This is a genomic window from Bacillus sp. BML-BC051, from assembly GCF_019656175.1.
GTDB lineage: Bacteria > Bacillota > Bacilli > Bacillales > Bacillaceae_G > Bacillus_A > Bacillus_A mobilis.
This window is the reverse complement of sequence record NZ_BPLI01000009.1, coordinates 26,279-50,683: the sequence shown is the minus strand read 5'-3', so window position 1 is coordinate 50,683 and position 24,405 is coordinate 26,279. Positions and strand designations below refer to the sequence as shown.

Here is a 24,405-nt window from a genome sequence, read left to right as displayed (position 1 = left end):
GCCCATTTCATTCTCGTTATGATTATATGTACGAAAAAAAGCAACGGAAATCCCGCTGCTTTACACACGCTCTAACATACGATTTAATGCAAGAACCGCTTCTTCGGTCACTTGTTTATCTACGCTAATAACGTTAATTTCTTCTCCTTTTTCTACTGTTTCAAGCACCCATAATAAGTGCGGCAGATCAATTCGGTTCATCGTTAAACACGGACACATAAATGGATTAAGTGAAACAATTTCTTTATCTGGATGTTGCTGAATAATTCGGTTCACTAAATTCATCTCTGTACCAATTGCCCATTTACTTCCAAGGGGCGCTGCTTCAATCATATCAATAATATATTTCGTTGATCCTGCGTAATCCGAAGCCTCAACAACCTCATAACAACATTCTGGATGTACGATAATATTCATATCCGGATGATTTTTCCGTACATTCTCAATATTTTTCACTGTAAAGTTTTGATGAACCGAACAATGCCCTTTCCATAAAATCACTTGAATTTCTTCTATATCTCCATCGTACTCTAATGAATCTGTATGCGGGTCCCATACTGCCATTTTATCTAACGGGATACCTAAATCGTACGCTGTATTTCTTCCTAAATGTTGATCCGGTAAAAAGACAAGACGCTCTTTTTGTGTAAACGCCCAAGATACCATTTGTTTTGCATTAGAAGAAGTTACTGTTGCTCCGCCATTACGACCACAAAACGCTTTAATTGCAGCTGTAGAGTTAACATAAGTTAACGGAATCATCGTATCTCCAAATAATTTTGTGAGCTCTTTCCACGCTCTTTCTGTTTGTTCGATATCTGCCATATCTGCCATCGAACAGCCTGCACGCATATCTGGCAAAATAACGATTTGATCGTCTGTCGTTAACATATCTGCTGTTTCTGCCATAAAGTGCACACCACAAAATACAATATATTTTGCTTCTTTATTGCTCGCTGCAACTTGTGCAAGCTGAAGTGAATCTCCTGCTGCATCAGAAAATTGTACCACTTCATCTTTTTGGTAATGATGTCCTGGAATAAATAATGTTTTCCCCATTTTTTCTTTAATTTCACGAACACGCTTTTCCATATCTTCTGTTGTCATCGTGTAATAACGCTCTGGTAACATCGTTTCAATCGGTTGTACGTTTTCTAAAATACTCATATTCCTTTCTCCCCCTCTAAGCCACTTTCCTTACGCCTCAATATTGAAACTAATATCAAGTGCTTTCACTGAATGTGTTAACGCTCCAAGTGAAATATAATCGACACCTGTTTTTCCATATTCCGATAAATCTTCAATTATAATGCCTCCTGATGCTTCCGTAACGATGGCACTTGGTACAATCTTTGAAAACTCCTGAATCTCATCTGGCGTACGATTATCAAACATAATGATATCCGCACCAGCAGCTACAGCTTCTCTCACTTGTTCCTCTGTTTCTGTTTCCACTTCTACTTTCACCATATGTCCTAATTTTTCTTTCACCGATGTAACAGCTTTCGTAATAGAACCAGCAAAAGCAATATGATTGTCTTTAATCATGACACCGTCATATAAACCGAAACGGTGATTAAATCCGCCTCCGCACACGACTGCATACTTATCAAACATACGTAGCCCCGGCATTGTTTTTCGTGTATCACAAATACGTGTATGGCCGCTATCTAAAGCAAGCACAGCTTTATGTGTCATTGTAGCTATCCCGCTCATACGCTGGATAACGTTTAATATAACGCGCTCTGCCGTTAATAACGACGCAATTGGTCCTTGCGCAGTTGCTATTATTTCGCCCTTTTCTACAAGATCTCCATCTTTTTTATGAAGCTCCACTTCAATTCTTTCATCAATTAATTTAAATCCCTCTTCAATTACTAAACGCCCCGCAAAGACCCCTGTATCCTTCGCAAGAAACGTTCCTTTTGAAAGTAAATTGTCTGGAAAAATAAGCTGAGATGTTACATCTCGTTCTCCTATATCTTCTAGAAAAAATCGATTTAATGCTTCTTTCACTTTTATCGTGTTCATAAAGCCCCTCTTCCCTTCATCACACAAGTTGTAGTTTTCTTTTCACTCGAACGATCTCTTTTTTTACTCTATTTCTATCCGGATAATCACTTCGATAATGACCACCAATGCTTTCTTCTCTTTGCAAAGCTGATACAACTATAAGCTCACAGACTGTTAACATATTAATGAGCGTTATCTCTTCATTTGTAAGAGCATCATGTTGTAAGATCATATTTCGAACACCGTACTTACTAAGCCATCTCTTTGCGGAAGATAAACTTTGCTCTGTTCGCACAATCCCAACGTATTTCATCATGCATTCTTGTATTTCTTCCTTCGCCGGCAAATGATTCAAAACGATAAACTTCTTTTCCTTCTCAGCTAGGATGTTCAATCTGTCTTTTGCCGCTTTCGTTAAAATATGTTGTCCTATTCTTTTTCCAAACACAAGACCTTCTAATAATGAATTACTTGCTAACCTATTTGCACCGTGAACGCCATTACAAGCTACTTCACCGACCGCATATAAATTTGGAATGGACGTCTCTCCATCACAGTTCGTTTTCACGCCACCCATATGAAAATGAGCACCAGGTACGACCGGAATGTGTTTTTCATTTATATCGACACCATTCTTTTTACACAATGATGATACCGTCGGAAAACGTTCTTCGAAATTTTGGATAGACTCGATATTTACATACACTTTTTCACCCGCCAAAAGCTGCTCATGAATCGCTCTTGCTACTACATCGCGCGGCGCGAGATCGTGATTCGGGTGTATATCCATCATAAAACGCTGCCCTTTTCCATTTATAAGGACAGCTCCTTCACCACGGACAGCTTCAGAGACGAGGCCGCAGCATCTCCCGTTTACATATAACATTGTTGGATGAAATTGTACAAACTCTAAATCCACGAGCTCCCCGCCTGCGCGGTATACCATCGCAAGTCCATCACCCGTAATTGTCTTATCGTTAGAAGTAAAGGCGTATAAACCGCCAATCCCACCTGTTGCTAACACCGTATAATCTGCAACGTAACGCTTCAACTTCCCTTCACTAGTTCTCGTTAAAACTCCAACACATTTATCATTTTCTATAATAAAATCGAGCACCATTTCCTGTTCCACTACCGTAACGTGCGGAGATACTTCTTGAATGAAATGCTCTAATAAATTCTTTCCTGTTGCATCGCCACCTGCATGTAAAATACGACGCTTTCGATGTGCGCCTTCTTTTCCAAGATGAGGACCCGTTTCATCTCCATCAAATTTCATTCCATTTTCAATGAGATTATTCATTTCTTTCGGCCCTTCTTCGACTAAATAACGGACCACATCTTCATTGTTATAATGACATCCTGCTACTAACGTATCTTCAAAATGATCATTTGGATTGTCATATGTAGCAACTGCTGCTGCAATTCCACCTTGCGCTAAATATGTATTATTATTACGATTCGTTTCCTTTGTGATAATAATCACATTCTTTTCGTGACAAATCTCTTTCGCAACACGAAGTGCCGCAACGCCACTTCCAATAATTAAGACATCTGCACTTGGCATAATCGTTGCCTCCTACTTTACACTTTTCAACTGTCTTGACACCTATATTTACATAGTTTTAAAATAATGACAAGAGTTTTTTTATAATTCTTATTTTCACTACCATTTAAAAAATACAAGAAATGTAACTCTTACTAGGGAGAGGAACTTACATGATGATATATCTTGACTATGCAGCTACTACACCTATGAGTGAAGAGGCGTTACAAACATATATGAAAGCAGCATCGCAATACTTCGGAAATGAACAAAGTTTACATGATATTGGAGGAACAGCTTCTTCTTTACTACAAGTTTGCAGAAAAACATTTGCTGACATGATTGGTGGAAAGGAACAAGGGGTATTCTTCACGAGCGGCGGCTCGGAATCCAACTACCTTGCGATTCAATCCCTTTTAAAGGCTAGAAGCGAGAAACATATTATTACGACACCTATGGAGCATGCATCCATTCGAAGTTATTTTCAATCCTTACAATCAGAAGGGTATACAATTACTGAAATTCCTGTTGATGAAGGCGGGCTCATTCATTTAGATGATTTAGAAACAGCTATTACAGAAAATACCGTTCTAGCAAGCATACAGCACGGAAACTCTGAAATTGGAACCGTTCAAAACATCGCAGAAATCGGGGCACTTTTAAAGAAATATAACGTTTTATTTCATTCAGATTGTGTGCAAACATTTGGTAAACTTCCTATCAATGTTTTTGAGATGGGAATTGATAGTCTTTCTGTTTCAGCACATAAAATATACGGACCAAAGGGTGTCGGTGCTTGCTATATAAATCCACAAGTTCGCTGGGCACAAATATTTCCGGGAACTTCTCACGAAAAAGGGTTTCGCCCAGGTACAGTAAACGTTCCTGGCATCGCATCTTTTTTAACAGCTGCTGAGAATATATTAAAAAATCAACAGGAAGAAAGCTTACGTTTTAAAGAGTTACGATCCTACTTTTTAGAGCGATTACAAACACTTCCTCTAGAAATTCAAGTAGAAGGTCATTCTACTTCTTGTTTACCACATATTATTGGGGTTACAATAAAAGGAATAGAAGGTCAATATACAATGCTAGAATGTAATCGTCATGGTATTGCCATTTCCACCGGAAGTGCTTGCCAAGTCGGTAAACAAGAACCTTCGAAAACAATGCTTACAATTGGAAAAACGTATGAAGAGGCGAAACAATATGTCCGCTTCTCTTTCGGACAACAAACAACGAAAGATCAAATTGATACTACTATTCATGCACTACACACAATTGGAAATCAATTTTATAGAGGTGTTAAATCATAATGAAACAAAATGAACAAAAAAAGATTTTAGGCGAAGAAAGACGACAGCTTATCCTTCAGTGGCTTCTTGCTGCAAATGAACCGTTATCTGGGAATGAATTATCGAAAAAGACAAACGTAAGTCGACAAGTGATCGTGCAAGATATTTCCTTACTTAAAGCACGAAACGAACCGATTATTGCAACCGCTCAAGGATATTTATATTTAAAACCACAAGAGAAACAACAAGCTTTCGAACGCGTAATCGTATGCCAACATAAACCAGCGGAAGTACGTCAGGAACTTACAATGCTTGTTGACCACGGCATTACGATTAAAGATGTAAAAGTTGAGCATCCTGTATACGGTGACTTAACAGCATCCATCATGGTAAGTAATCGCTTTGATGTAGAGCAATATTTACAAAAAATCGAAAACACAAATGCTTCCTATCTTTCGCAACTAACAGATGGTATTCACTTACATACAATTGAGGCAGATTCAAAAGAAAAGTTAGACGCTGCTTGTGAGGCACTAGATAAAGCAGGATTTCTTGTTTATTAATTCATGTAAAGCACAGAGTTTTTATCCTTCTCTGTGCTTTTTTAATGCTATAATATTGTAATCAATCGTAAAGGAGATCAAATATGGGAATTGAACTCGTTCACTTTAGCATTGGCAAACCGAAACAAATGAAATATAGCGAAGATAAAGAAATGATAACAGGTATATGTAAAGAACTTGCAGAAGAAGCTTTCCTCTCAAAAGATGGATTTCGTGGGGATGATGTAGCGGATTTAAAACATCACGGGGGACCTGATCGCGCTGTTTGTGTATACCCACATGAGCATTACGCACTATGGGAAGAGGAATTTCAAACAACACTTCCAGCTTCCACATTTGGCGAAAACATTACCGTAACAAATATGTTAGAACGTGATGTTTGCATCGGAGATACATATCAACTAGGTGAAGCAATCATTCAAGTGACGCAAGCCCGCGTACCTTGTAGCACAATTTCAAAACGTCTTGGCATCCCTGGCATACTGCCGCGCATTGTAGCAACTGGATTTACTGGCTACTTATGCCGTGTTCTTCAAGAAGGTACTGTACGTAAAGATTCAAAAATCACATTACTAGAACGTCAACCGAGCAACGTTTCTGTTTTGTTCTCTAACGAAATTTATTTTCATAATAGAAAAGATAAAGATGGCATTAAAAAGATTCTTGCTGTTCCAGAACTAGCCGATATTTGGCGTGGTCAGTTAGAGGATCGTCTTGCGAAATTAAAATAAAGAATCCCACCATTTATAGGTGGGATTTTATTTATCTATCGCACATTATACTAGCGACTGAAATGATATCGACTTAACTACAAATACTCCCCTTTACAACCAATAAGAAGAATAACTCCCCAGCACAGTAACAGAAAAGCCGAGTGCTTCAAGTTCCATCGTTACGCCTGGCAATAATACATCATCGTATGCTTTATCGACATCGATTAAGAAAAAATAATTACCAAGACCTGTTTTCATCGGGCGAGATTCGATTTTTGATAGATTTAATTTTCTCCATGCGAAAGCTGATAACACTTGGTATAGTGCCCCTGCATAATCAGCAGGTAACGTTATCATAAGCGTCGTTTTCTCTCCGCGGTTTTCTCCATTATTTGAGAGTATTGCTTTCTTTTTCTTATGGAGCACTAGGAAACGTGTATGATTATTTTTATGTGTATGAATACTTCGTCTTACGATCGTTAATCCATATTTCTCTGCAGCTGCTTCATTCGCAATGGCAGCAATTTTTTCTTCAGGATGTTCTTTCACATATTGCGCAGCAGCACTTGTTGATGTCATATCTCGAGCAGTTATCCCTTTTAATTCTTCATTTAAAAACTTATGACATTGGGCAATAGCGTGTGGGTGAGAATGCACTGCATATACTTCTTCCCACACTTCTGCATACTGCGGATGTACAAGTAAATGTTGCTGAATGGGTACTGTAATTTCTCCTACAATAGAAAGCGGCTGCTCATGCACGAGATAATCGACTGTTATATTCACTGAACCTTCTATAGCGTTTTCTAGTGGTACCACTGCATAATCTACATTTCCATTTGCAGCTGCATCCATACAGTCTGGAATCGTTCGATACGGTACATGCTCTGCTTCCGGAAAAAAACGACTCACCGCCATATTTGTAAATGTTGCTTCTGGTCCTAAATATCCTACTCGAATCATCGTCTTTTCCCCTCTTTTTCGTTTTCTTACTGTTATACCATACTTTTTTATATTCTTCTATGTAAATTTCGAATATTTAAAAAAGACTAGCGTTCGCTAGTCTAAATGTTTCCTATATTCTCTTTGAGCGAAAAAGAAATACATGATGCATGCAGCGATATAATACAGAATAAACAAGCCTACTTTTCTTAATGAACCATCCATAAAGATCGTATTATGAAACGTATATAACGCAACCGCACTATGCATACTCCCCACTATAATTGGCGCAAAAAATAGCATACACAATTGCCAGCGAGAAATCTTCCATACTTCTTCCTTCGTCATTCCCAGTTTAGAGAGTGCCCCGTACTGCTTTCTATCCGATGAAATATTATGAAACCATTTAAAATATACGATACTACATGATGTAAGGAAAAATAATATACTAATGAATGAGCCTATAAATAGAGTAATATTGCCGAACTCTTTCATATTCACATATAACTCCATATTACTTCGAAATGCGTTATTATCATCTTGTTTCATATGTTTCCGTAAATCTTCATTTAATTTTTTCGTATTTTCGATATTTGGTAATGTGTATCCTCTATATATCATTTTTTCAGAATCCGGAACCTTATTTGCTATACTGTCAAAATCTTCATCATTCATGACGAAGAACAGACCATTAATGTACGAAAGGTGATAGTTAAATTGAACCCCTTCTTTCTGACCGTTAAATACGAATTGATATGGTTGGTTCATTACTTGCAATTGAATCTCTTTTTGATTATATACATTTGAATTATTGTATTTATTATAATACACGAGTGTCACTGTACCTTTTTTAGGACGATATGTTTTCTGTTTTTGTTTCCTCGCTTCTTGGTTATATTCACTTTCTTTTATAAGCGGTGCTATTGTTGTTTCTCCTTTATTAGACTGAAAGGATGCATACACTCCAACAAAACTCATAGATTGAAAATCATCATACCCATACTGATGTAGTAACTTTTCAACCGCATCCTCCTCAAAGACTTCATGGGTAGAAACACCTTTTTCTATATATGAAAATGAGTGCGCGCCCCCATCCCGCCACATATCTTGCATGCTAGAAAAATATAAGAACACCGTACCTGTTGCCGTAACTACAAACGTCGTTGCCATAGAAAGCATAAAGAAAAAGCGACCATTTTCTTTCATTCGATATGACAATTGATTCACTATAAATAAATACGGATATGTATACATAATCTTTTTATTTCGTTTAATCATTTCTAACAATTGGATTGTACCGTGTGTAAAAGAAAAGTACGTTCCGAAAAAGACAAGTATAGACACAGGGAAAAAATATAATCCTATCGTTTCCATCGTCACTCGTAGCGCTAACGCGTATCCTGTCCCTAAACAAACAAAGCCGCATGTACAAAGCCACATTGATGTTTTCTTCTCTTTTTTATCCGTTCGAAATTCTTTCAATAACCGAATGATTTTTATATTCCATATACGTAAAGCACTTATAAAAGATAACAAAATAAAAACAACCATATATGTAATGAACGTTACCCAAATCGCTCTCACGTCAAATATGACAGGGAGTTCTTTCGGAAGCCCCAGTAACATACTAAACACCATGAAGAAGAGCTTTAAAAAGATCATACCAAGCCCAATGCCGAAAATATTAGCAAATACCCCGATCAACATTTGCTCGGTCATAATCACTCCTATTACGTTAGATTTCGTTGCTCCCATTAACATATATAATCCTAATTCTTTCTTACGTGCCTCTATGAAAATAGAAGTAGAGTACAAAATAAATATGACGAAAAAAGAAATGATTATAACATTACATACGATAAGTCCCCAGCGTACGTTTTGATACCACATTGTCTCTTGCATATACGGATGTACAATGACAGACATGTATGCATAAGAAGCAAATATCGCAAAACAACTACTTAAGAAAAACACTTTATAATTACGCCAATTCCCTTTTATATTTTGCAGCGCTAGTTGCCGAATGTTCATCTATCGTCCTCCTGTAACTTACTACATAGGCAAAAAGCTAGAGATTCCCCTAGCTTTTTACGTGTTTTAAATATCCTCTTTGCGCAATCATAAAGTAAATGGCAGAAGCTAAAATATATGCTCCAATTACAATCGCACCTGATTTCCATAAATCGATATAAAGCATATTCCCTAACGTATAAAGAGCAAATCCACTATGAATTGCACCGATTATAATCGGGATAAAAAAGATAACGCCCATTTGTCGAATTGCAATTTTACGAATTTCTTTATCTGTCATACCGATTCTCTTTAACGATTTAAATTGAATACGATCTTGTTCTTTATCGTTAAACCACTTAAAGTATGTCATACTACAAGCGAAGAAGAAGAACAGTACAGCTACAAAGAAACCGATAAACATCGTAATTGCTCCTGATTCCCTTATATTTTTATAAGCGAGCACCGAGTTATTTAATTCCCCTTGCTTATCCGGCGCAACTTCCTTTTTCAAATCTAACACAAGGTCTTCCGTACTTTTCCAGTCTTCTATATAATAACCGTAATATTTCGTCTTTTCTTCATCTGGTACGAGCTTTGCGTATTTCTCAAAATCTTGATCATTCACAATAAGATATTCACTATCGTTAAAAACAGAATATGACGTTGTCTCATTTAATTGAACAGACTGCTTTTGTCCGTTAATTGTAAATTCATACGGTTTCGTACGATCTATTTTCATAAGTTCATTTGCTGCATCAACCATAACCATCGTCGCACTACCTGGTGCGTTATGAACCTCTGTAATTTGCTCTTTCTTTTGTTTACGCACTTCCGCGTTATATTCTTTTTCTGAAATAACCGCCATAGGTACTTCATGTTCACTGTTAAACAACATTATTTTCTTTGTTGCAGGTAGTTTTACGTAGGTTACTTTTCGTGCATCTTCAAACCCATGTTTTTTTACAATTTCTTGTTCTCTTTCTTCATTAATAAGGCTATGCGTATTTAATCCCTTTTCCTCATATGAAATAGCATGCGGCGTAAGCTCTACCGTTTTCGCACTCATATTTTCAAAATATACATAAAGCGTACCTACCGCTGAAGAAACAACCGCCGTAATGATAGAAATTACAAATAGAAAACGAGCATTATCTTTCATTTTATAAATAAGGTTGCTAAGTACAAACATATTTGGATATGTATAAAAAGATTTTTTTCGTTTTTGTAATGCCTTTAATACGACTGTACTACCTTGTGTAAATAGTAAATACGTTCCGCCAATGGTCAATCCTACAATCGGTAAGAAATACATAATAAAATTCATAATTGTTACTTGGAAGCAAAGGACATATGCACCAATGATACATCCTATACCGGCTACACATAACCATGTAAATGCAAAAGGCTCTACTTTTTGCTTTCTTGCTTCTCTTAATAAATCAATAATTTGCAAGCGCCCTACTGTCCAAACGCTAAACAATGATAGGAGTAAAAATAGAATAAAGTACACACCAGCTGTAATAAGAACTGCTTTGCTATTCCATACAAGCGGAAGTGTTTTATCAATTTTTAGTAATACACTCAGTGCTTGGAAAAACAATTTTGAACAAAGCATTCCAATTCCAATACCTGCTACAATGGCAATACTACCTAACATCAATTGTTCTAATATAATCATTCGGCCAAGTTGAGACTTCGTTCCGCCTATTAATGTTAATAGACCAAACTCTTTTTTCCTTGCTCGTAAAAATGTTGAATTTGCATATAAAATAAAGAGTGCTGAGAAGATGACTACAATATAATTCATCGATTCTAATCCTTTTGTAATCATCGTCTTCATACTAATATTACCGCTTACGACATCTGGATGATAAATAAAGGAAGCATACATGAAAAATACGACTATCGATAAGCAACTGCTTATAAGAAACGCTTTATAATTACGCCAATTTCCTTTTACGTTATTAAGCGCGAGCTGGCGAAAGTTCATGATATTCTCCTCCTAGCATCGCAAGTACGTCCAAAATTTCTTGGAAAAAGGCTTGTTTCGTTCTTCCTTTATGTATTTCTGAGAAAATTTCTCCGTCGCGAATGAATAGAATACGTTCGCAATAACTCGCAGCTACCGGATCATGCGTTACCATTGCAATTGTTACTTTCTTTTGTTCATGTAAGTCTTGCAACGCGCTCATTAATGATTTTGCTGACTTCGAATCTAAGTTTCCAGTTGGTTCATCCGCTAAAATTAACGTAGGCTCATGAATAATTGCTCTCGCTGCTGCTGCACGTTGTTGTTGTCCGCCTGATACTTCATATACTTTTTTATTTAAAATTTCTTCGATATTTAAAAACTTTGCAATCTCAAGCACTTTCGCATCGATTTCATTTACAGATTTCTTCGCCATGACAAGTGGTAAAATAATATTTTCTTTAATCGATAACGTGTCAAGCAAGTTAAAATCTTGGAAGATGAATCCTAAATGTGTACGGCGAAACTCCGCTAATTTTGCAGCACGCATTTGATTAATTTCTTCGCCATTTACAAGCACATGACCTGAAGTTTGCTTATCAATTGTTGCTAATAAATTTAAAAGCGTTGTTTTTCCGCTTCCTGAAGGACCCATAATCCCTACAAATTCGCCTTCTTCTATTTTAAAATTTATATCATTTAAAGCAGTCGTCGCTACTGAACCTTTTGATTGATACACCTTTGTTAATCCTTTTACTTCAAGAACACTCATTTCTAATCCCCCTATGTGTTTTCTTCTTACATTTACTATAAGAAAAATAAGAAAAAGAAACGAGTGATTTCCCTTACAAAACGTTTTGTTATCTTACAGTTTTGTCATTTTTCTCATTAATGTATGATATTCTTCATCTTTTGCAAATTGGAACGTGAATGTTGTCCCTTCCCCTTCAACCGATTGCACATAAATACCGTGATGTAAATTATCACAAATTTCCTTTGTAATATATAGACCCATCCCAGTCGCTTCTCTCGTTTTACGGCCATTTATTCCTGTAAAGAACGGATCAAATACTCGCTTTACATCTTGTTCTGGAATACCAATTCCATTGTCCTTAATATGTAGTAACACCTTTTGATCTTTCTCTTCAATTTGAAATTGAATTTCCTTTTTCTCTACTTCTGAAATTTTTGTATACTTAATTGCATTTACAACAATTTGCCCTATAGCAATACTGAGCCATTTTCTATCAGATGCAACCATACAAGTATCTTCATCAAACATTACTTTCGGAAATACAGACGATTGAATGAAAGACTTTCTATTTTCATTAATAATACCTCGAATAATATCTAGCACATTTACTACTTCTACTTTATAATCTTTCGCAAACTGCTCTAACCTTGCCATATGTAACGCTAAATCTAAACCATTTAGTATACGGTTATTTTCTTCACGAATACTTTCAACTGTTGCTCTTGCTTCACGATGGTCTTTACCAAACTTTTGTAATAGCAATTCTATAACCGATACTGGTGTTTTCATTTGATGAATCCACTGGTTCATAAATATCATTTGCTGTTGTTCTTTCGCATGTTGTTTATGAATTTCATTCATATATTGCTGCCTTAATAGCGTAAACGATTCAACGACCATCTCTTGCTCTGACGTATAAGAAGTATCAATAAGTAAAGAATCGTGTAATGTATTTCCGCTGGCAACATATTTTTCAATTCTTTTTAAAAACACACTTCGTTTTCGATAATCGTAAATGAGGTATACAGTAAATACAACTGTCCCTAATAAAAGCCCATATAACCACGTACTCCAATCAATGGATCGCTTTTCTAAAAGGCTTTGCAACTGCATTACAAGCCCAAATAAACAAAGGCTAACAATATAAGAAAGAAGTAAAGAAAAGCGATCCATGAGGTAATTTTTAACCTTCATGCCCTTCGCCCCACTCTGTAAGAAGCGCATAACCATATCCACGTTTCGTTACAATTGCATTTTGAATGCCTAGCTCCTCTAGTTTCTTCCTTACGCGTTTTACATTAACGGTTAATGTATTATCATCAACAAAAGCTACCTCATCCCACAGGGCTTCTAACAGTTCTTCGCGCGTTACATATTGATTTGCTTGTTTCATTAAACACTCTAATAAGTAAAATTCATTTTTTGTCAGCTCCGTTTGTTGTCCCTGCCACTCAACAACGTGTTGAGACGGGAATAACAACAGTCCATTTACACCTAAACAATCACTCTCAGCAACAGAGGCATACTCACCATAGCCACGGCGAAGTGCACTTTTCACCTTTGCCATTACGATATCTAAATGGAACGGCTTCGTAATGTAATCATCTCCGCCATTTTCAATTGCCATTACTTGATCCATTTCCCCTGTTCTTGCAGAAACAAAAATAATTGGTGCATTCGATACAGTACGTATTTGACGACACCAATAAAACCCATCAAAATATGGTAAATTAATATCCAGTAGTACGAGATGAGGATTTATTTTCACGAACTCATCTTTTATATGACGTAAATCACTTGCTCTAAATGATTGATAGCCATACCTTTCTAAATGCTCCTCTAATATTCCCGCTATTTTTTCATCGTCTTCTACAATTAATATTTTATACATATTCGTTTTCTCCCCATAAAAAATTCTTCCAACACCACTCCTTGTTCTATTATAAATTGAAAATTTAATTAGTGGGTATTTTTTCCTATACGAATCAGAAATTTACATAAAAAAAGACTGCCATATTTCGGCAGTCTTAGTCGATAAATTCAAATTCATATTCAAGAATTTTTACAATATCTCCATCTTTTGCACCACGTGCACGAAGCGCTTCATCAATACCCATTCCACGCATTTGGCGAGCGAAACGACGTATAGATTCATCACGTGAGAAGTCTGTCATTTTAAATGTCTTCTCAATATCGTAACCAGAAATAACAAATGTGCCGTCACTTTCACGTGTAATTTCAAATTTAAGACTTTCAGCATCAAATTTGTACATTACACTTGCTTCAGACTCTTCGACAACATCGTACATTGGGAATTCTGGTGTTGTTTCTAATAAGTTCGCTACTTCAAATAGTAAGTCACGAACACCTTGTTTTGTTACAGCTGAGATTGGGAAGATTTTTACTTCGTCTCCCACTTTCTCTTTAAATGCTTGTAAGTTTTCTTCTGCATCTGGCATATCCATTTTGTTTGCAACAACAACTTGTGGACGCTCTGTTAAACGCATATTGTATTCTTTTAATTCATTATTGATTGTTACATAATCTTCATATGGCTCACGGCCTTCTAAACCAGACATATCAATAACGTGTACGATTACACGTGTACGCTCAATATGACGTAAGAATTGGTGTCCAAGTCCGACGCCGGCATGTGCGCCTTCAATTAGTCCAGGAAGGTCAGCCATAACGAAGCTGCGGTTATCACCCGTTTCAACAACACCAAGATTTGGAACGATTGTTGTAAAGTGATACTCTGCAATTTTCGGACGCGCTGATGATACAACAGATAATAATGTAGATTTACCTACACTTGGGAATCCAACAAGTCCAACATCTGCTAGCACTTTAAGCTCTAGAATGACATCACGTTCTTGACCTGGTTCCCCGTTCTCAGCGATTTCTGGCGCTGGATTCGTTGCTGTTGCGAAACGTGAGTTACCACGGCCACCACGACCACCTCTTGCGATTACAGCTGTTTGCTCATGCGTTACTAAATCGGCAAGAATTTGTCCTGTTTTTTCATCTTTTACTATTGTTCCTGGTGGAACCTTTACGATTAAATCTTCAGATTTACGACCGTGCTGACCTTTACTCATTCCGTGCTGACCACGATCAGCTTTGAAATGACGTTGGTAGCGGAAGTCCATTAATGTACGTAAGCCTTCCTCAACAACAAAAACAACATCTGCACCTTTACCACCGTCGCCACCTGCTGGGCCACCTTTAGGTACATACTTCTCACGACGATACGCAACCATTCCGTTACCACCGTCGCCGCCTTTTACATATATCTTGACCTGATCTACAAACATTATTTCACCACACTTTTTTCGATTGGTTGTAATATAACTGAGACTTCTTCGTCTCGTACTGTATAAGAAATGGAATACCATTTATTGTTTTGGTTCGCAAGCCAATTCTGTAGTTCTTCTACACTCGTTAGCTTACCACGAAAATCAAAAAAGAAACGAGCATTCTCCGCGTCACATTCAATTGTGATACAAACATAATTTTCAACATATACGTCTAAACTATGCTGAAGCATTGAGAAAAATTGATTCGTCCATGTACATACAGTCTCATCTAAGTGAGATAAGTTATGTAATTTCCCTAATACTTCGTACTCCAATAAGCACGGCTGCTGTTTCCAATTATATGTTAAAATCCACTCTGAAAATAAAGGCATTGATAGCCCTATCAGATTGGATTCTTGTCTCGCTTCTTGGACAAAACGATCGATGAGACTATGAATTTCTTCCACTTTTCCAAGGGAAAGGTTTCCTTTCACCATCTGCATACGATTGAGCCAATCATGTCTTGAATGGCGCAATGCATCTATAATTGTCCATTTTTCATTCATTTAGATACCCCTTAATATAGAAAAACTCTAACCTGCACTCAGGTTAGAGTTTTCCGTGAGTTCTTATGCTTCTTGAGCAACAGGATATACGCTCACTTGTTTGCGGTCACGGCCAAGACGCTCAAAGCGTACTACGCCGTCAACTTTCGCGTATAAAGTGTCATCGCCACCACGACCAACGTTAACACCTGGATAAATTTTTGTACCGCGTTGACGGTAAAGAATTGAACCACCTGAAACCGTTTGACCATCTGCGCGTTTAGCACCAAGACGTTTTGACTGAGAGTCACGACCGTTCTTTGTACTACCTACACCTTTCTTAGATGCGAAAAACTGAAGATCTAATCTTAACATACGTTACACCTCCTGCACTTTTTCTATTAAACGGATATACTTTCCGTAATCAAGTTCGATCGTCTTAAGCGAAACAACCAATCCTTCTAAAAGTATCTGTGCTTTTTCTGCTGTATGAATGTCTAAATCATTAGGCAATTCATACGTTAAGAATCCACCATCACTTCCGAGTTCAATAGTTGCCTGCACATTACAAAGTTCTTCCACTGCATTTATAGAACCAAACACAACCGCTGTAGTTCCAGCACAGACAAGGTCTTGTCCATGTGGCGCATAATTGGCATGTCCAGTCATTTTAAATGATTGGATACTTCCTAATTTCGTGCGACTTATCGTAATTTTAATCATGTTAACCCGGATTAAGCGTTGATAGCTTCAACAACTAGCTTAGTGTAAGGTTGACGATGACCTTGTTTCTTACGATTGTTCTTTTTCGCTTTGTATTTGAAAACGATAATTTTCTTAGCGCGACCTTGTTTTTCAACTTTCGCAGTAACTGTTGCACCTTCTACAACTGGGCTACCAACTTTAACGTTTTCGCCACCAACGAAAAGAACTTTGTCAAAAGTAACAGTTTCACCAGCTTCAACATCTAATTTTTCAATGTAGATTGCTTGACCAGCTTCAACTTTAATTTGTTTTCCACCTGTTTCGATAATTGCGTACATACTTGCACCTCCTCTTAATTACTAAGACTCGCCAAAAACGAGGTAGACATAAATGTCTTTAGGGAACCTGTTTTGTGCGGTTGTAGCATATAGCCGTTTAGGTGCTATAAACTATAACATAAAGATGTTACCATAATTCATTGACTATTGTCAATGAAAGTTCTACTAACTATTTTTTCCGTTCTACAATTTCTTTTTTACTTCCAAAACGGATAATAGCGTACTTTTCGATCATATCATCTTTGAAATAAATTTCAAATGGAATATTTTTTTGTAATTCTTTTTGCAAAAATTGTTTTTGTAATTCTTTAGGTGCAGCAATTAATACTGCCTCATCCTCTATATCGCCATATGTAATTAGCTCTCTCTCTAACTCATACGCAATTGTTTCATATGACATTACATACCCCGTCGCTTTGCACGGTACACACTCTTCTAGTAATACGTCGCGTAAAGAATGTTTCTTACGTTTACGTGTCATCTCCAAAATCCCTAACTCTGTAAAACCGAGCACTCTTGTATATGTGCGATCATTTTTCATAGCAGCCAGGAGACATTCTCTTACCTTTTCTTTATCTTCTCTTCTTTTCATATTAATAAAATCAATTAATATCATACCACCGATATCACGTAGTCTTAATTGACGTGCAATCTCTTCAGCTGCCGCCTCATTTGTACGAAGGACTGTATCTTGTAAATTCTGTTTTCCAGTAAACTTGCCCGTATTCACATCAATTACAGTCATCGTCTCCATTTGTTCCACAATTAAATAAGCACCATTCGGGAGCCAAACAATTTTTTGAAGTGCTTTCTCAATCTCACGCTCTATTCCAAAATGGTTAAACATTGACGATTTTTCATTATAAAAAGCTACTTTTTCTTTTCCTACTTTTTCTTCTAATTCTTTCACTATACTTCTTGTATCTACAACTACTTTTTCAATCGTTTCAATTGGATTTTCTTGAAATACACGATCTAAAAAGGTGGCCGGTCGATGAAGTAGCAACGGTGCCTTTCCTTGACACTCTTTTCTTTTTAACTCTTCATATAACTGCTGTAACCTTTGCATTTCAGCTTGTATTTCTTCAATTTCTCCTTTTTCAGAAGCAGAACGGAAAATGTACCCTCCTGTTCCTTCTACCTCAATTTGGAGTAGCTGTTGCCTTCTTTTATTATTTTTTATTTTTCGAGAAACGGCACGCATTTCATCATATGGCATATAAACGACATATTTCCCGGTAAATTCTATGTTTGCTGTCAATTTCGGCCCTTTCGTATCAATTGCCTCTTTCACAACTTGTACAAGTACCGCTTGCCCTTCATGTATACGATATGAAGATGGTACATCATCATATGAAAGATACGCATGTTTTTCTAAACCGATGTTTACAAATGCTGCGTTCATTCCAGCTATTGTTCTTACGACACGTCCAACATAAATATGCCCCACAATCTCTTGTTCTTCATTTCGTTTCCATAAAAACTCAACAATTTTGTTCTTCTCTTCAATTGCAACGCGTTTTTCCGATCCTGCGTAGTTCATATATAACGTTTTCAAAATTCTTTCCTCACTTTATAATCTTCTTTGCTTTTACAATAATAAAAGGTTAGTGCTATCGTCAACACTAACCGATTAATTCTTCAACCGATGAAGTTGTTCGTTTTTCAGTAAAATACGCATAGAGTAATTCATTTTCATCCAATGTGTAATGTTCTTTATATTTTCCATGGACGATAATAGAGTGCTTATACCCTCTACGAAATTTTGTGAAGATCTTATATAAATGATCTTCTGATTGCACTTCAATAGGTGCAATCTTTTCAATTCCTCTTTTGTTCCCATAATAACGTTCTAATAAAAAACGCATAAAGGAATACTGTCTTTGTTTCCACTCTTGGTATAACGACACTGCTAAAAATATGAGTAGTACCCACATCATAATATTGTTACTATTCCAAAGTAACTGCCACACTAGTATTACACTAAAAAAAACACATGATAATTTCATCATCTTTTCATGTGCTTGTAAATAAGGAAAACGATATGATAATACGTTAAACAATACTTTCCCGCCATCAAGAGGCCAAATAGGTAGTAAATTAAACGCTAAAATAATTATATTATTCCATATAAAGAAATAATATAAGTCCGCACCTAGCCAACCAGCTTCAAACACTATATAACCTACCGCCATCATCCAAATATGTTGTATAGGTCCTGCAATTACGACAACGAGTTCCTCTTTCAATAACTTATTCCCATGTTCCTCAAGCTCAGCCACACCACCAAACGGTAAAAGTTGAATCTTTTTTATACGCCAATTGTAGTGTGCCGCCGCAAAGGCATGCCCAAGTTCATGGATAAGAACGATACAAAATAACAGTAGTAACTCTTTAAAACGTGCCGTAAAAATACCAATGACAATAATAACCCAAAACAACGGATGCACTGAAATCTTCGTTAAAACTTCTCTATATTTAATCAAATGAAATCACCTGAATCGGGTCAATAAATTTTTCATTCTTTTTTATCGCGAAATAAAACTTACCATTTTTATTATTTGCATCATTATTTACCGTTCCAATTTTTTGTTTCTTTGAAACGTAATCATATAATTTCACTGACATGTCATTTAAATTCGCATACCACGATTCCGTTCCATCTGCATGCTGAATTTGAACTGTATTACCAAGTTCCTCTTTCTTTCCTGCAAAAACAACTAACCCTTCATTCACTGACTCAACAGTCGCATTTGTAGCTGTTTGAACAAAGACACCTTGGCCATTTTTTTGAAACCCTTGCATTACCTTTCCTGAAGCAGGAATTGCATAATCTTTTTGCTGAGTGGTTCCTTCCTTTTTCTCAGTAGGTGAATAAAATACGAGCGGTTTTCCAAACTGCTTTTCGTACCATTTCGCTACAGTAGCAAACTGAAATTCTTCTTTCATTACTTTTTCTGTAACAGCTTTTGCACCGTCGAAAGAGGAGGGTGCATTCTTATATAAAATAGCGACAGAGAGAACTAATATTGCTGATAACAAAAATTTGAAGAAAAATACTTCTTTTCGAAATAAAGGATGAATTTCCTTTTCTCCATCTTCAATATATACTGTTTCACTATCGAAATTCCCTCCAGCAAAATACTGCTCTTCCTCCATCCTTTCTTGCTCTGCCTTCCTTTTCGCAATCCGTTTTTTAATTTCTTCTACACGTCTATTCTTCATACTGTCTCCTTTCTTTCGTTAAGCTAATTAAAATAGAAACAGTTGTATACAGTTTGTACATATGTATGAGTTAAGAAAGGAAGATATTCGTGTGGAAGAAAAAAGAAAGCACTTCGCATATGCGCGAAGTGCTTTTAACGGATTCCAAAGAAGTTTTTCATCTTTGTAAATACCGATACCTTTTCTTGTTCAAATGCTTGCAATGGTACATTCTCACCCAACAAGCGTCTTGCAATATTCCGATAAGCTAACGCTGCTTTCCCGCTCGGTTGCAACGCTACAGGTTCACCTGTATTTGTAGCACGAATAACTTCATCATCATCCTCGACAACACCAAGAAGCTCGATTGACAATGTACGTACGATTTCATCAACATCTAACATATCCTGCTCATGAAGCATATGACTACGCACACGATTAATAACAAGTTTCGGTGGTTCAATATCCTCTTTTTCTAAAAGCCCGATAATACGATCCGCATCGCGCATTGAGGATACTTCTGGCGTCGTAACAACGATTGCTTTATCCGCACCAGCTACCGCGTTTTTAAATCCCTGCTCAATCCCCGCAGGACAATCAATTAATATGTAATCATAATCTTGACGTAATACTTGTATTAATTCATCCATTTGTTCAGGTGTTACCGCTGATTTATCACTCGTTTGTGCTGCAGGTAATAAATAAAGATCATCAAAACGCTTATCTTTAATAAGCGCCTGAGGTAAACGGCAACGCCCTTCAACGACATCAACAAGATCAAATACAATACGATTTTCCAGCCCCATTACTACGTCTAAGTTTCGAAGACCGATATCTGTGTCAATTAAGCACACTTTCTTTCCAGATAACGCCAGGGCTGTACCAATGTTCGCAGACGTTGTAGTTTTACCTACTCCGCCTTTTCCAGATGTAATTACTATTGCCTCTCCCACAGCTATACAATTCCCCTTTCTAACTTTGTTAAATTAGGTCTAAGATGAGTGAGAAGTTGCAGTCGATCGACAACAATGTGATTGTTCTCATTAATATACGCACATTCTGCCGCCTCCGCTCCGTCTTCTTTCTCTTCCGGAGCCCGCATTGCCACATCACTAATTCGAAGTTGCATCGGGTTCATATCAGATGCAGCGATTACAGCATCCGAATCCCCATAATACCCAGCATGCGCAATTCCTCTTAATGATCCTACGACAAAAATATTCCCCCCAGCGATAACCGTTCCGCCTGGATTAACATCTCCAATTAACAATAAATTTCCTTTTACATGTAAAACTTGTCCAGAGCGAACAATTTTGGAAATAGGGACAATTTCTGTTTCTTCTTTCCAAGCTATTGCTTCTGCTTTAGTTATAACATCACTTTCAATTGAATCCACAACAAGATTCTTTTTATTACGAATTAACGTACGAATCTCTTCTTGTTGGACTTCTGTTAAATAACGATTTCCCACTTTCACATGCACTTCAATTAAAGAGCGCCCATCACCATCATAGTAATGTGTAGAAAGCTTTTCATCCAATTCCTCCAGTAATTCAGAGAATGAACAACAATCATCTAAATGAAGCGTTATACCGTCTTTTGTCCCTTTTATTGTTACATTTTGTTGCTTTTTTTCTTCCACTAAAGTTCACCCCACCGATTCAATTCGACATAAAATTAGAAAATCCTTTTTTCTTTTTCTTCCATCGCTTTTGAAAGACGCACTAAATATCGTCTCAGTGGGAAACAAACTATCAATAAGAAAATTGCATTTAGCAATAAAGTAGACAGGAGACGATCTGTGAAAAAGACATACGCTGACATATGAGTACGTCCTAACAAAGTTAAAAATCCATACACATAATACTCTAGTGCTACAATGCTAGCTAGTACGATAGAAGCAACAATAAATAAATTCAATTGTAGTATCTTCATCACACTATAAACTAAATAAGCTAAAATCGGATACGCAAAAATATATATACCGACAAGTTCTGTGTATACGGTATCAAATAAGAAACCAAATAATAGTCCGTAATAAATCCCTTGGACCGGACTATAGTACACAGTAATAAAACATAACGCAATTATAAAGAAATGAGGTGCTGCTATACTGTCTTTCCAAAAAACCTCTGTTGGAACAATAGTAGCAAACATATTTTCAAATAGAAAAACAAAAAGGAGCAAAAGAGGAAGAGCTGCTCTTTTTAGAATCTTCATCATCTCTTCTCTCCCTCCTATTCTAATGGCGCTGAAGGCATTGCACGTTTCGCAACCATAATATGCTCTACGTCATTTAAATCAGCGGCAGGTTTTACATAAGCTGTTTTTGTTAAACCGTATGGATCTGGCTGAACATCAACGATTGTTCCAATTACAAGACCTTTCGGGAAAATATCACCGAGTCCAGATGTTACTACTAGTTGGTCGGTTTTTACATCTGCATCAGAGCCAATCTTTGTGAAAAGAAGTAAGTGCTTTTCTTTGTCGTAACCTTCAATCAATCCAAAGATTTTTTCATCACCTTGTACGATAGCAGAAACACGATTCGTTCGGCTCATAGAGCTTAGCAATTCTACTGATGATGTAAACTGAGATACGCTTTTCACTCGTCCAACTAGACCTTGTGAAGTTACTACAGCCATATCTTTTTTAATTCCTTGCTGTGCCCCTTTATCAATTCCAACTAAATCGTACCATTTATCCGGGTTACGAGAAACGACAGTAGCTGGAATTTCAGTATAATCACTAGGCAACTCTTTTTTACCCGTTAACTCTTGTAACTTCTTTTTATCATCTTCTAATTGCTTTACGTCACCTGATAACTTTGCATAGTTATCTAATTTTGCTTTTAATTCTTTATTCTCTTCATACGTGCGCTTTACATCCTCTACATTTTCGAAGAATCCAGCTACGTATTTCGCTGGCTTTTGGAATACACGTTCTACAACACCGACAGTGTCTTTAACAAACTGCTCTGGCCATGTTAAACTGTTCCGTTCTTTCAATGAGATTCCAATCAATGCCACGAGAAGAATAATACTAACTAACAAAACAATTAATCTTTTGTTTAAGAAAAACTGTGGCACGTTCACACCCTCTTAATTTCATTGATTTTTATTTTGCAATATTATCGAGCAGCAGTTTTGAAAAGATCGATATTGTCTAATGCTTTCCCCGTTCCAATTGCTACGCAATCTAGTGGGTCTTCTGCAACAAGAACTGGCATATTTGTTTCTTCACTAATCACTTTATCTAAGTTACGTAGTAATGCTCCGCCACCTGTTAATACGATACCACGGTCCATAATGTCTGCCGCTAATTCAGGTGGAGTTTTCTCTAACGTATTTTTAACAGATTCTACAATTGCATCTACTGTATCTTTTAATGCATCTGCAATTTCTTCTGGCTGAATTAGTACTGTTTTTGGTAAACCACTTACTAAATCACGACCGCGAATTTCCATAGGTTCGATACCTTCTGGCTCGCCTGCAGAACCGATTTCTAATTTCAATGCTTCAGCTGTTCTTTCACCAATCATTAAGTTGTAGCTTTTCTTAATGTACTGAATGATTGAATCATCCATATCATCACCAGCAACACGAACTGATTGACTTGTTACAATACCACCTAAAGAAATGATTGCAACTTCTGTTGTACCACCACCGATATCAACAACCATGCTACCAGTTGGTTCCCAAACAGGTAAGTTTGCACCAATTGCTGCTGCAAATGGTTCTTCAATTGGATAAGCATCACGAGCACCCGCTTGACGAGTCGCATCGATTACTGCACGTCTTTCTACAGCTGTAATACCAGACGGTACACATACCATTACGTATGGTTTACGTGAGAAGAATCCATTTGATTTTTGAGCTTGTTGAATGTAGTATTTCATCATTGTTGCTGTCGTTTCGTAATCAGCAATTACACCGTCTTTCATCGGGCGAAGTGCCACAACGTTTCCTGGTGTACGACCAATCATTTGTTTTGCATCGCTACCTACAGCAACGATTTGTTTCGTATCAGTTTGTAACGCTACTACTGAAGGTTCACGTAAAACTACACCTTTTCCTTTTACATATACAAGCGTGTTCGCAGTTCCTAAATCTATTCCAAGATCGCGAGTAAAGCCACCAAATCCAAACATATTATTTATCTTCCTTTCTTGTTTTCACGGACTCATTTTTTCTTACTTTATATTATAAAAACAGTACGTTTTTTATATCTTTATCCTTCTTGTAGATAAATTTCTACAAAAAACTCATAAATCACATTATAAAACAAAATAAGTAAAAAGCATAGTCTTAAATATGACCTTTTTCCTTTAAACTCACGAATTTATGGTCACCTATTATAATATGATCAAGCACATATCCCAACAAAAAAGAGCGAGTTATAGAACCCTATCATTTCTTTAAAGAATCCCTTCTAGAGGCAATCTGTATAGTGGATTCTTTTTACGCCCCTTTTGTAAGAATTGTGCTAAAATTAATGCAACGTACTCTT

The 24,405-nt window shown here is 36.8% G+C and carries 25 protein-coding genes, 1 pseudogene and 1 other annotated feature; of the genes and pseudogenes, 3 read left to right on the top strand and 23 right to left on the bottom strand.

Annotation, left to right across the window (positions count from 1 at the left end):
- Positions 1-60: 60 nt before the first annotated feature.
- Genes nadA through nadB form a run of 3 tightly spaced genes read right to left on the bottom strand, consistent with a single transcriptional unit; the run spans position 61 to position 3,580 of the window.
- Positions 61-1,167, bottom strand: coding sequence for a quinolinate synthase NadA (nadA, locus tag K5S59_RS02750; protein WP_000025331.1), 1,107 nt, complete (start codon positions 1,165-1,167; stop codon positions 61-63).
- 30 nt (positions 1,168-1,197) lie between these two features.
- Positions 1,198-2,031 (bottom strand): carboxylating nicotinate-nucleotide diphosphorylase, encoded by an 834-nt coding sequence (gene nadC / locus K5S59_RS02745; protein WP_001092212.1) that lies wholly within the window; start codon positions 2,029-2,031, stop codon positions 1,198-1,200.
- Between the two features lie 19 nt (positions 2,032-2,050).
- Entirely contained in the window at positions 2,051-3,580 is a 1,530-nt protein-coding gene (gene nadB / locus K5S59_RS02740; RefSeq protein ID WP_120450897.1) for an L-aspartate oxidase, read from the bottom strand.
- A gap of 152 nt (positions 3,581-3,732) precedes the next feature.
- Here nadB and K5S59_RS02735 point away from each other — a divergent pair, with 152 nt between their 5' ends.
- The 3 genes from K5S59_RS02735 to K5S59_RS02725 all read left to right on the top strand — a co-directional run bounded on the left by K5S59_RS02735 (position 3,733) and on the right by K5S59_RS02725 (position 6,148).
- The gene (locus tag K5S59_RS02735; RefSeq protein ID WP_000973764.1) at positions 3,733-4,875 is read left to right on the top strand and encodes an IscS subfamily cysteine desulfurase; all 1,143 of its coding nucleotides are present in this window, start codon (positions 3,733-3,735) and stop codon (positions 4,873-4,875) included.
- A complete protein-coding gene (locus K5S59_RS02730; protein WP_000812271.1) occupies positions 4,875-5,417 on the top strand; it encodes a transcription repressor NadR in 543 nt (180 codons plus the stop codon). Before K5S59_RS02735 ends, K5S59_RS02730 begins: the two co-directional genes overlap by 1 nt.
- 83 nt (positions 5,418-5,500) lie before the next feature.
- Positions 5,501-6,148 carry an MOSC domain-containing protein gene (locus tag K5S59_RS02725; protein WP_098258096.1) on the top strand — a complete coding sequence of 216 codons (648 nt, stop codon included), beginning with the start codon at positions 5,501-5,503 and terminating at the stop codon, positions 6,146-6,148.
- A 93-nt stretch (positions 6,149-6,241) separates the two neighbouring features.
- On the opposite strand, the gene pheA is transcribed toward K5S59_RS02725, so the two are convergent.
- The 20 genes and pseudogenes from pheA to K5S59_RS30630 all read right to left on the bottom strand — a co-directional run.
- Positions 6,242-7,093, bottom strand: a complete 852-nt coding sequence (gene pheA / locus K5S59_RS02720) for a prephenate dehydratase (protein ID WP_000621725.1) — start codon at positions 7,091-7,093, stop codon at positions 6,242-6,244.
- Between the two features lie 96 nt (positions 7,094-7,189).
- Positions 7,190-9,103: an ABC transporter permease gene (locus tag K5S59_RS02715; RefSeq protein ID WP_001026370.1), complete on the bottom strand. Its 1,914-nt coding sequence runs from the start codon at positions 9,101-9,103 to the stop codon at positions 7,190-7,192.
- Positions 9,104-9,152: 49 nt separating this feature from the next.
- A complete protein-coding gene (locus K5S59_RS02710; RefSeq protein ID WP_001011389.1) occupies positions 9,153-11,075 on the bottom strand; it encodes an ABC transporter permease in 1,923 nt (640 codons plus the stop codon).
- On the bottom strand, positions 11,050-11,826 hold the full coding sequence (locus K5S59_RS02705; RefSeq protein ID WP_000114530.1) for an ABC transporter ATP-binding protein: 777 nt from the start codon (positions 11,824-11,826) through the stop codon (positions 11,050-11,052). Before K5S59_RS02705 ends, K5S59_RS02710 begins: the two co-directional genes overlap by 26 nt.
- 93 nt (positions 11,827-11,919) lie before the next feature.
- Entirely contained in the window at positions 11,920-13,002 is a 1,083-nt protein-coding gene (locus K5S59_RS02700) for a HAMP domain-containing histidine kinase (protein WP_000865414.1), read from the bottom strand.
- Positions 12,992-13,699: a response regulator transcription factor gene (locus tag K5S59_RS02695; protein ID WP_000276711.1), complete on the bottom strand. Its 708-nt coding sequence runs from the start codon at positions 13,697-13,699 to the stop codon at positions 12,992-12,994. Before K5S59_RS02695 ends, K5S59_RS02700 begins: the two co-directional genes overlap by 11 nt.
- A gap of 136 nt (positions 13,700-13,835) precedes the next feature.
- A complete protein-coding gene (gene obgE / locus K5S59_RS02690) occupies positions 13,836-15,122 on the bottom strand; it encodes a GTPase ObgE (RefSeq protein WP_000497121.1) in 1,287 nt (428 codons plus the stop codon).
- Positions 15,122-15,670 carry a sporulation initiation phosphotransferase B gene (locus K5S59_RS02685; protein WP_001003579.1) on the bottom strand — a complete coding sequence of 183 codons (549 nt, stop codon included), beginning with the start codon at positions 15,668-15,670 and terminating at the stop codon, positions 15,122-15,124. Before K5S59_RS02685 ends, obgE begins: the two co-directional genes overlap by 1 nt.
- 63 nt (positions 15,671-15,733) lie before the next feature.
- Positions 15,734-16,024 (bottom strand): 50S ribosomal protein L27, encoded by a 291-nt coding sequence (gene rpmA, locus K5S59_RS02680; protein WP_000944957.1) that lies wholly within the window; start codon positions 16,022-16,024, stop codon positions 15,734-15,736.
- Positions 16,025-16,027: 3 nt separating this feature from the next.
- Entirely contained in the window at positions 16,028-16,372 is a 345-nt protein-coding gene (locus tag K5S59_RS02675; protein ID WP_033656211.1) for a ribosomal-processing cysteine protease Prp, read from the bottom strand.
- An 11-nt stretch (positions 16,373-16,383) separates the two neighbouring features.
- Positions 16,384-16,692: a 50S ribosomal protein L21 gene (gene rplU, locus K5S59_RS02670; RefSeq protein WP_000270907.1), complete on the bottom strand. Its 309-nt coding sequence runs from the start codon at positions 16,690-16,692 to the stop codon at positions 16,384-16,386.
- 14 nt (positions 16,693-16,706) lie between these two features.
- Positions 16,707-16,784: a sequence feature (ribosomal protein L21 leader region), on the bottom strand.
- A 77-nt stretch (positions 16,785-16,861) separates the two neighbouring features.
- Entirely contained in the window at positions 16,862-18,250 is a 1,389-nt protein-coding gene (locus K5S59_RS02665; RefSeq protein ID WP_120450898.1) for an Rne/Rng family ribonuclease, read from the bottom strand.
- 67 nt (positions 18,251-18,317) lie between these two features.
- Positions 18,318-19,178 (bottom strand): stage IV sporulation intramembrane metalloprotease SpoIVFB, encoded by an 861-nt coding sequence (gene spoIVFB, locus K5S59_RS02660; RefSeq protein ID WP_220784038.1) that lies wholly within the window; start codon positions 19,176-19,178, stop codon positions 18,318-18,320.
- Entirely contained in the window at positions 19,171-19,917 is a 747-nt protein-coding gene (gene spoIVFA / locus K5S59_RS02655) for a stage IV sporulation protein SpoIVFA (protein ID WP_098258098.1), read from the bottom strand. The genes spoIVFB and spoIVFA overlap by 8 nt, the downstream gene beginning before the upstream one ends.
- A gap of 134 nt (positions 19,918-20,051) precedes the next feature.
- Entirely contained in the window at positions 20,052-20,849 is a 798-nt protein-coding gene (gene minD / locus K5S59_RS02650; protein WP_000503310.1) for a septum site-determining protein MinD, read from the bottom strand.
- A gap of 2 nt (positions 20,850-20,851) precedes the next feature.
- A complete protein-coding gene (gene minC / locus K5S59_RS02645) occupies positions 20,852-21,538 on the bottom strand; it encodes a septum site-determining protein MinC (RefSeq protein ID WP_000391511.1) in 687 nt (228 codons plus the stop codon).
- A 35-nt stretch (positions 21,539-21,573) separates the two neighbouring features.
- Positions 21,574-22,119, bottom strand: a complete 546-nt coding sequence (gene mreD / locus K5S59_RS02640; RefSeq protein WP_000975756.1) for a rod shape-determining protein MreD — start codon at positions 22,117-22,119, stop codon at positions 21,574-21,576.
- 14 nt (positions 22,120-22,133) lie between these two features.
- Positions 22,134-22,985: a rod shape-determining protein MreC gene (gene mreC / locus K5S59_RS02635; protein ID WP_098872234.1), complete on the bottom strand. Its 852-nt coding sequence runs from the start codon at positions 22,983-22,985 to the stop codon at positions 22,134-22,136.
- 41 nt (positions 22,986-23,026) lie between these two features.
- Complete coding sequence (gene mreB / locus K5S59_RS02630) at positions 23,027-24,046, bottom strand: cell shape-determining protein MreB (protein ID WP_000466737.1); 1,020 nt, start codon at positions 24,044-24,046, stop codon at positions 23,027-23,029.
- Between the two features lie 157 nt (positions 24,047-24,203).
- A pseudogene (locus tag K5S59_RS30630) lies at positions 24,204-24,269 on the bottom strand (JAB domain-containing protein); the annotation flags it as partial.
- Between the last annotated feature and the right edge of the window lie 136 nt (positions 24,270-24,405).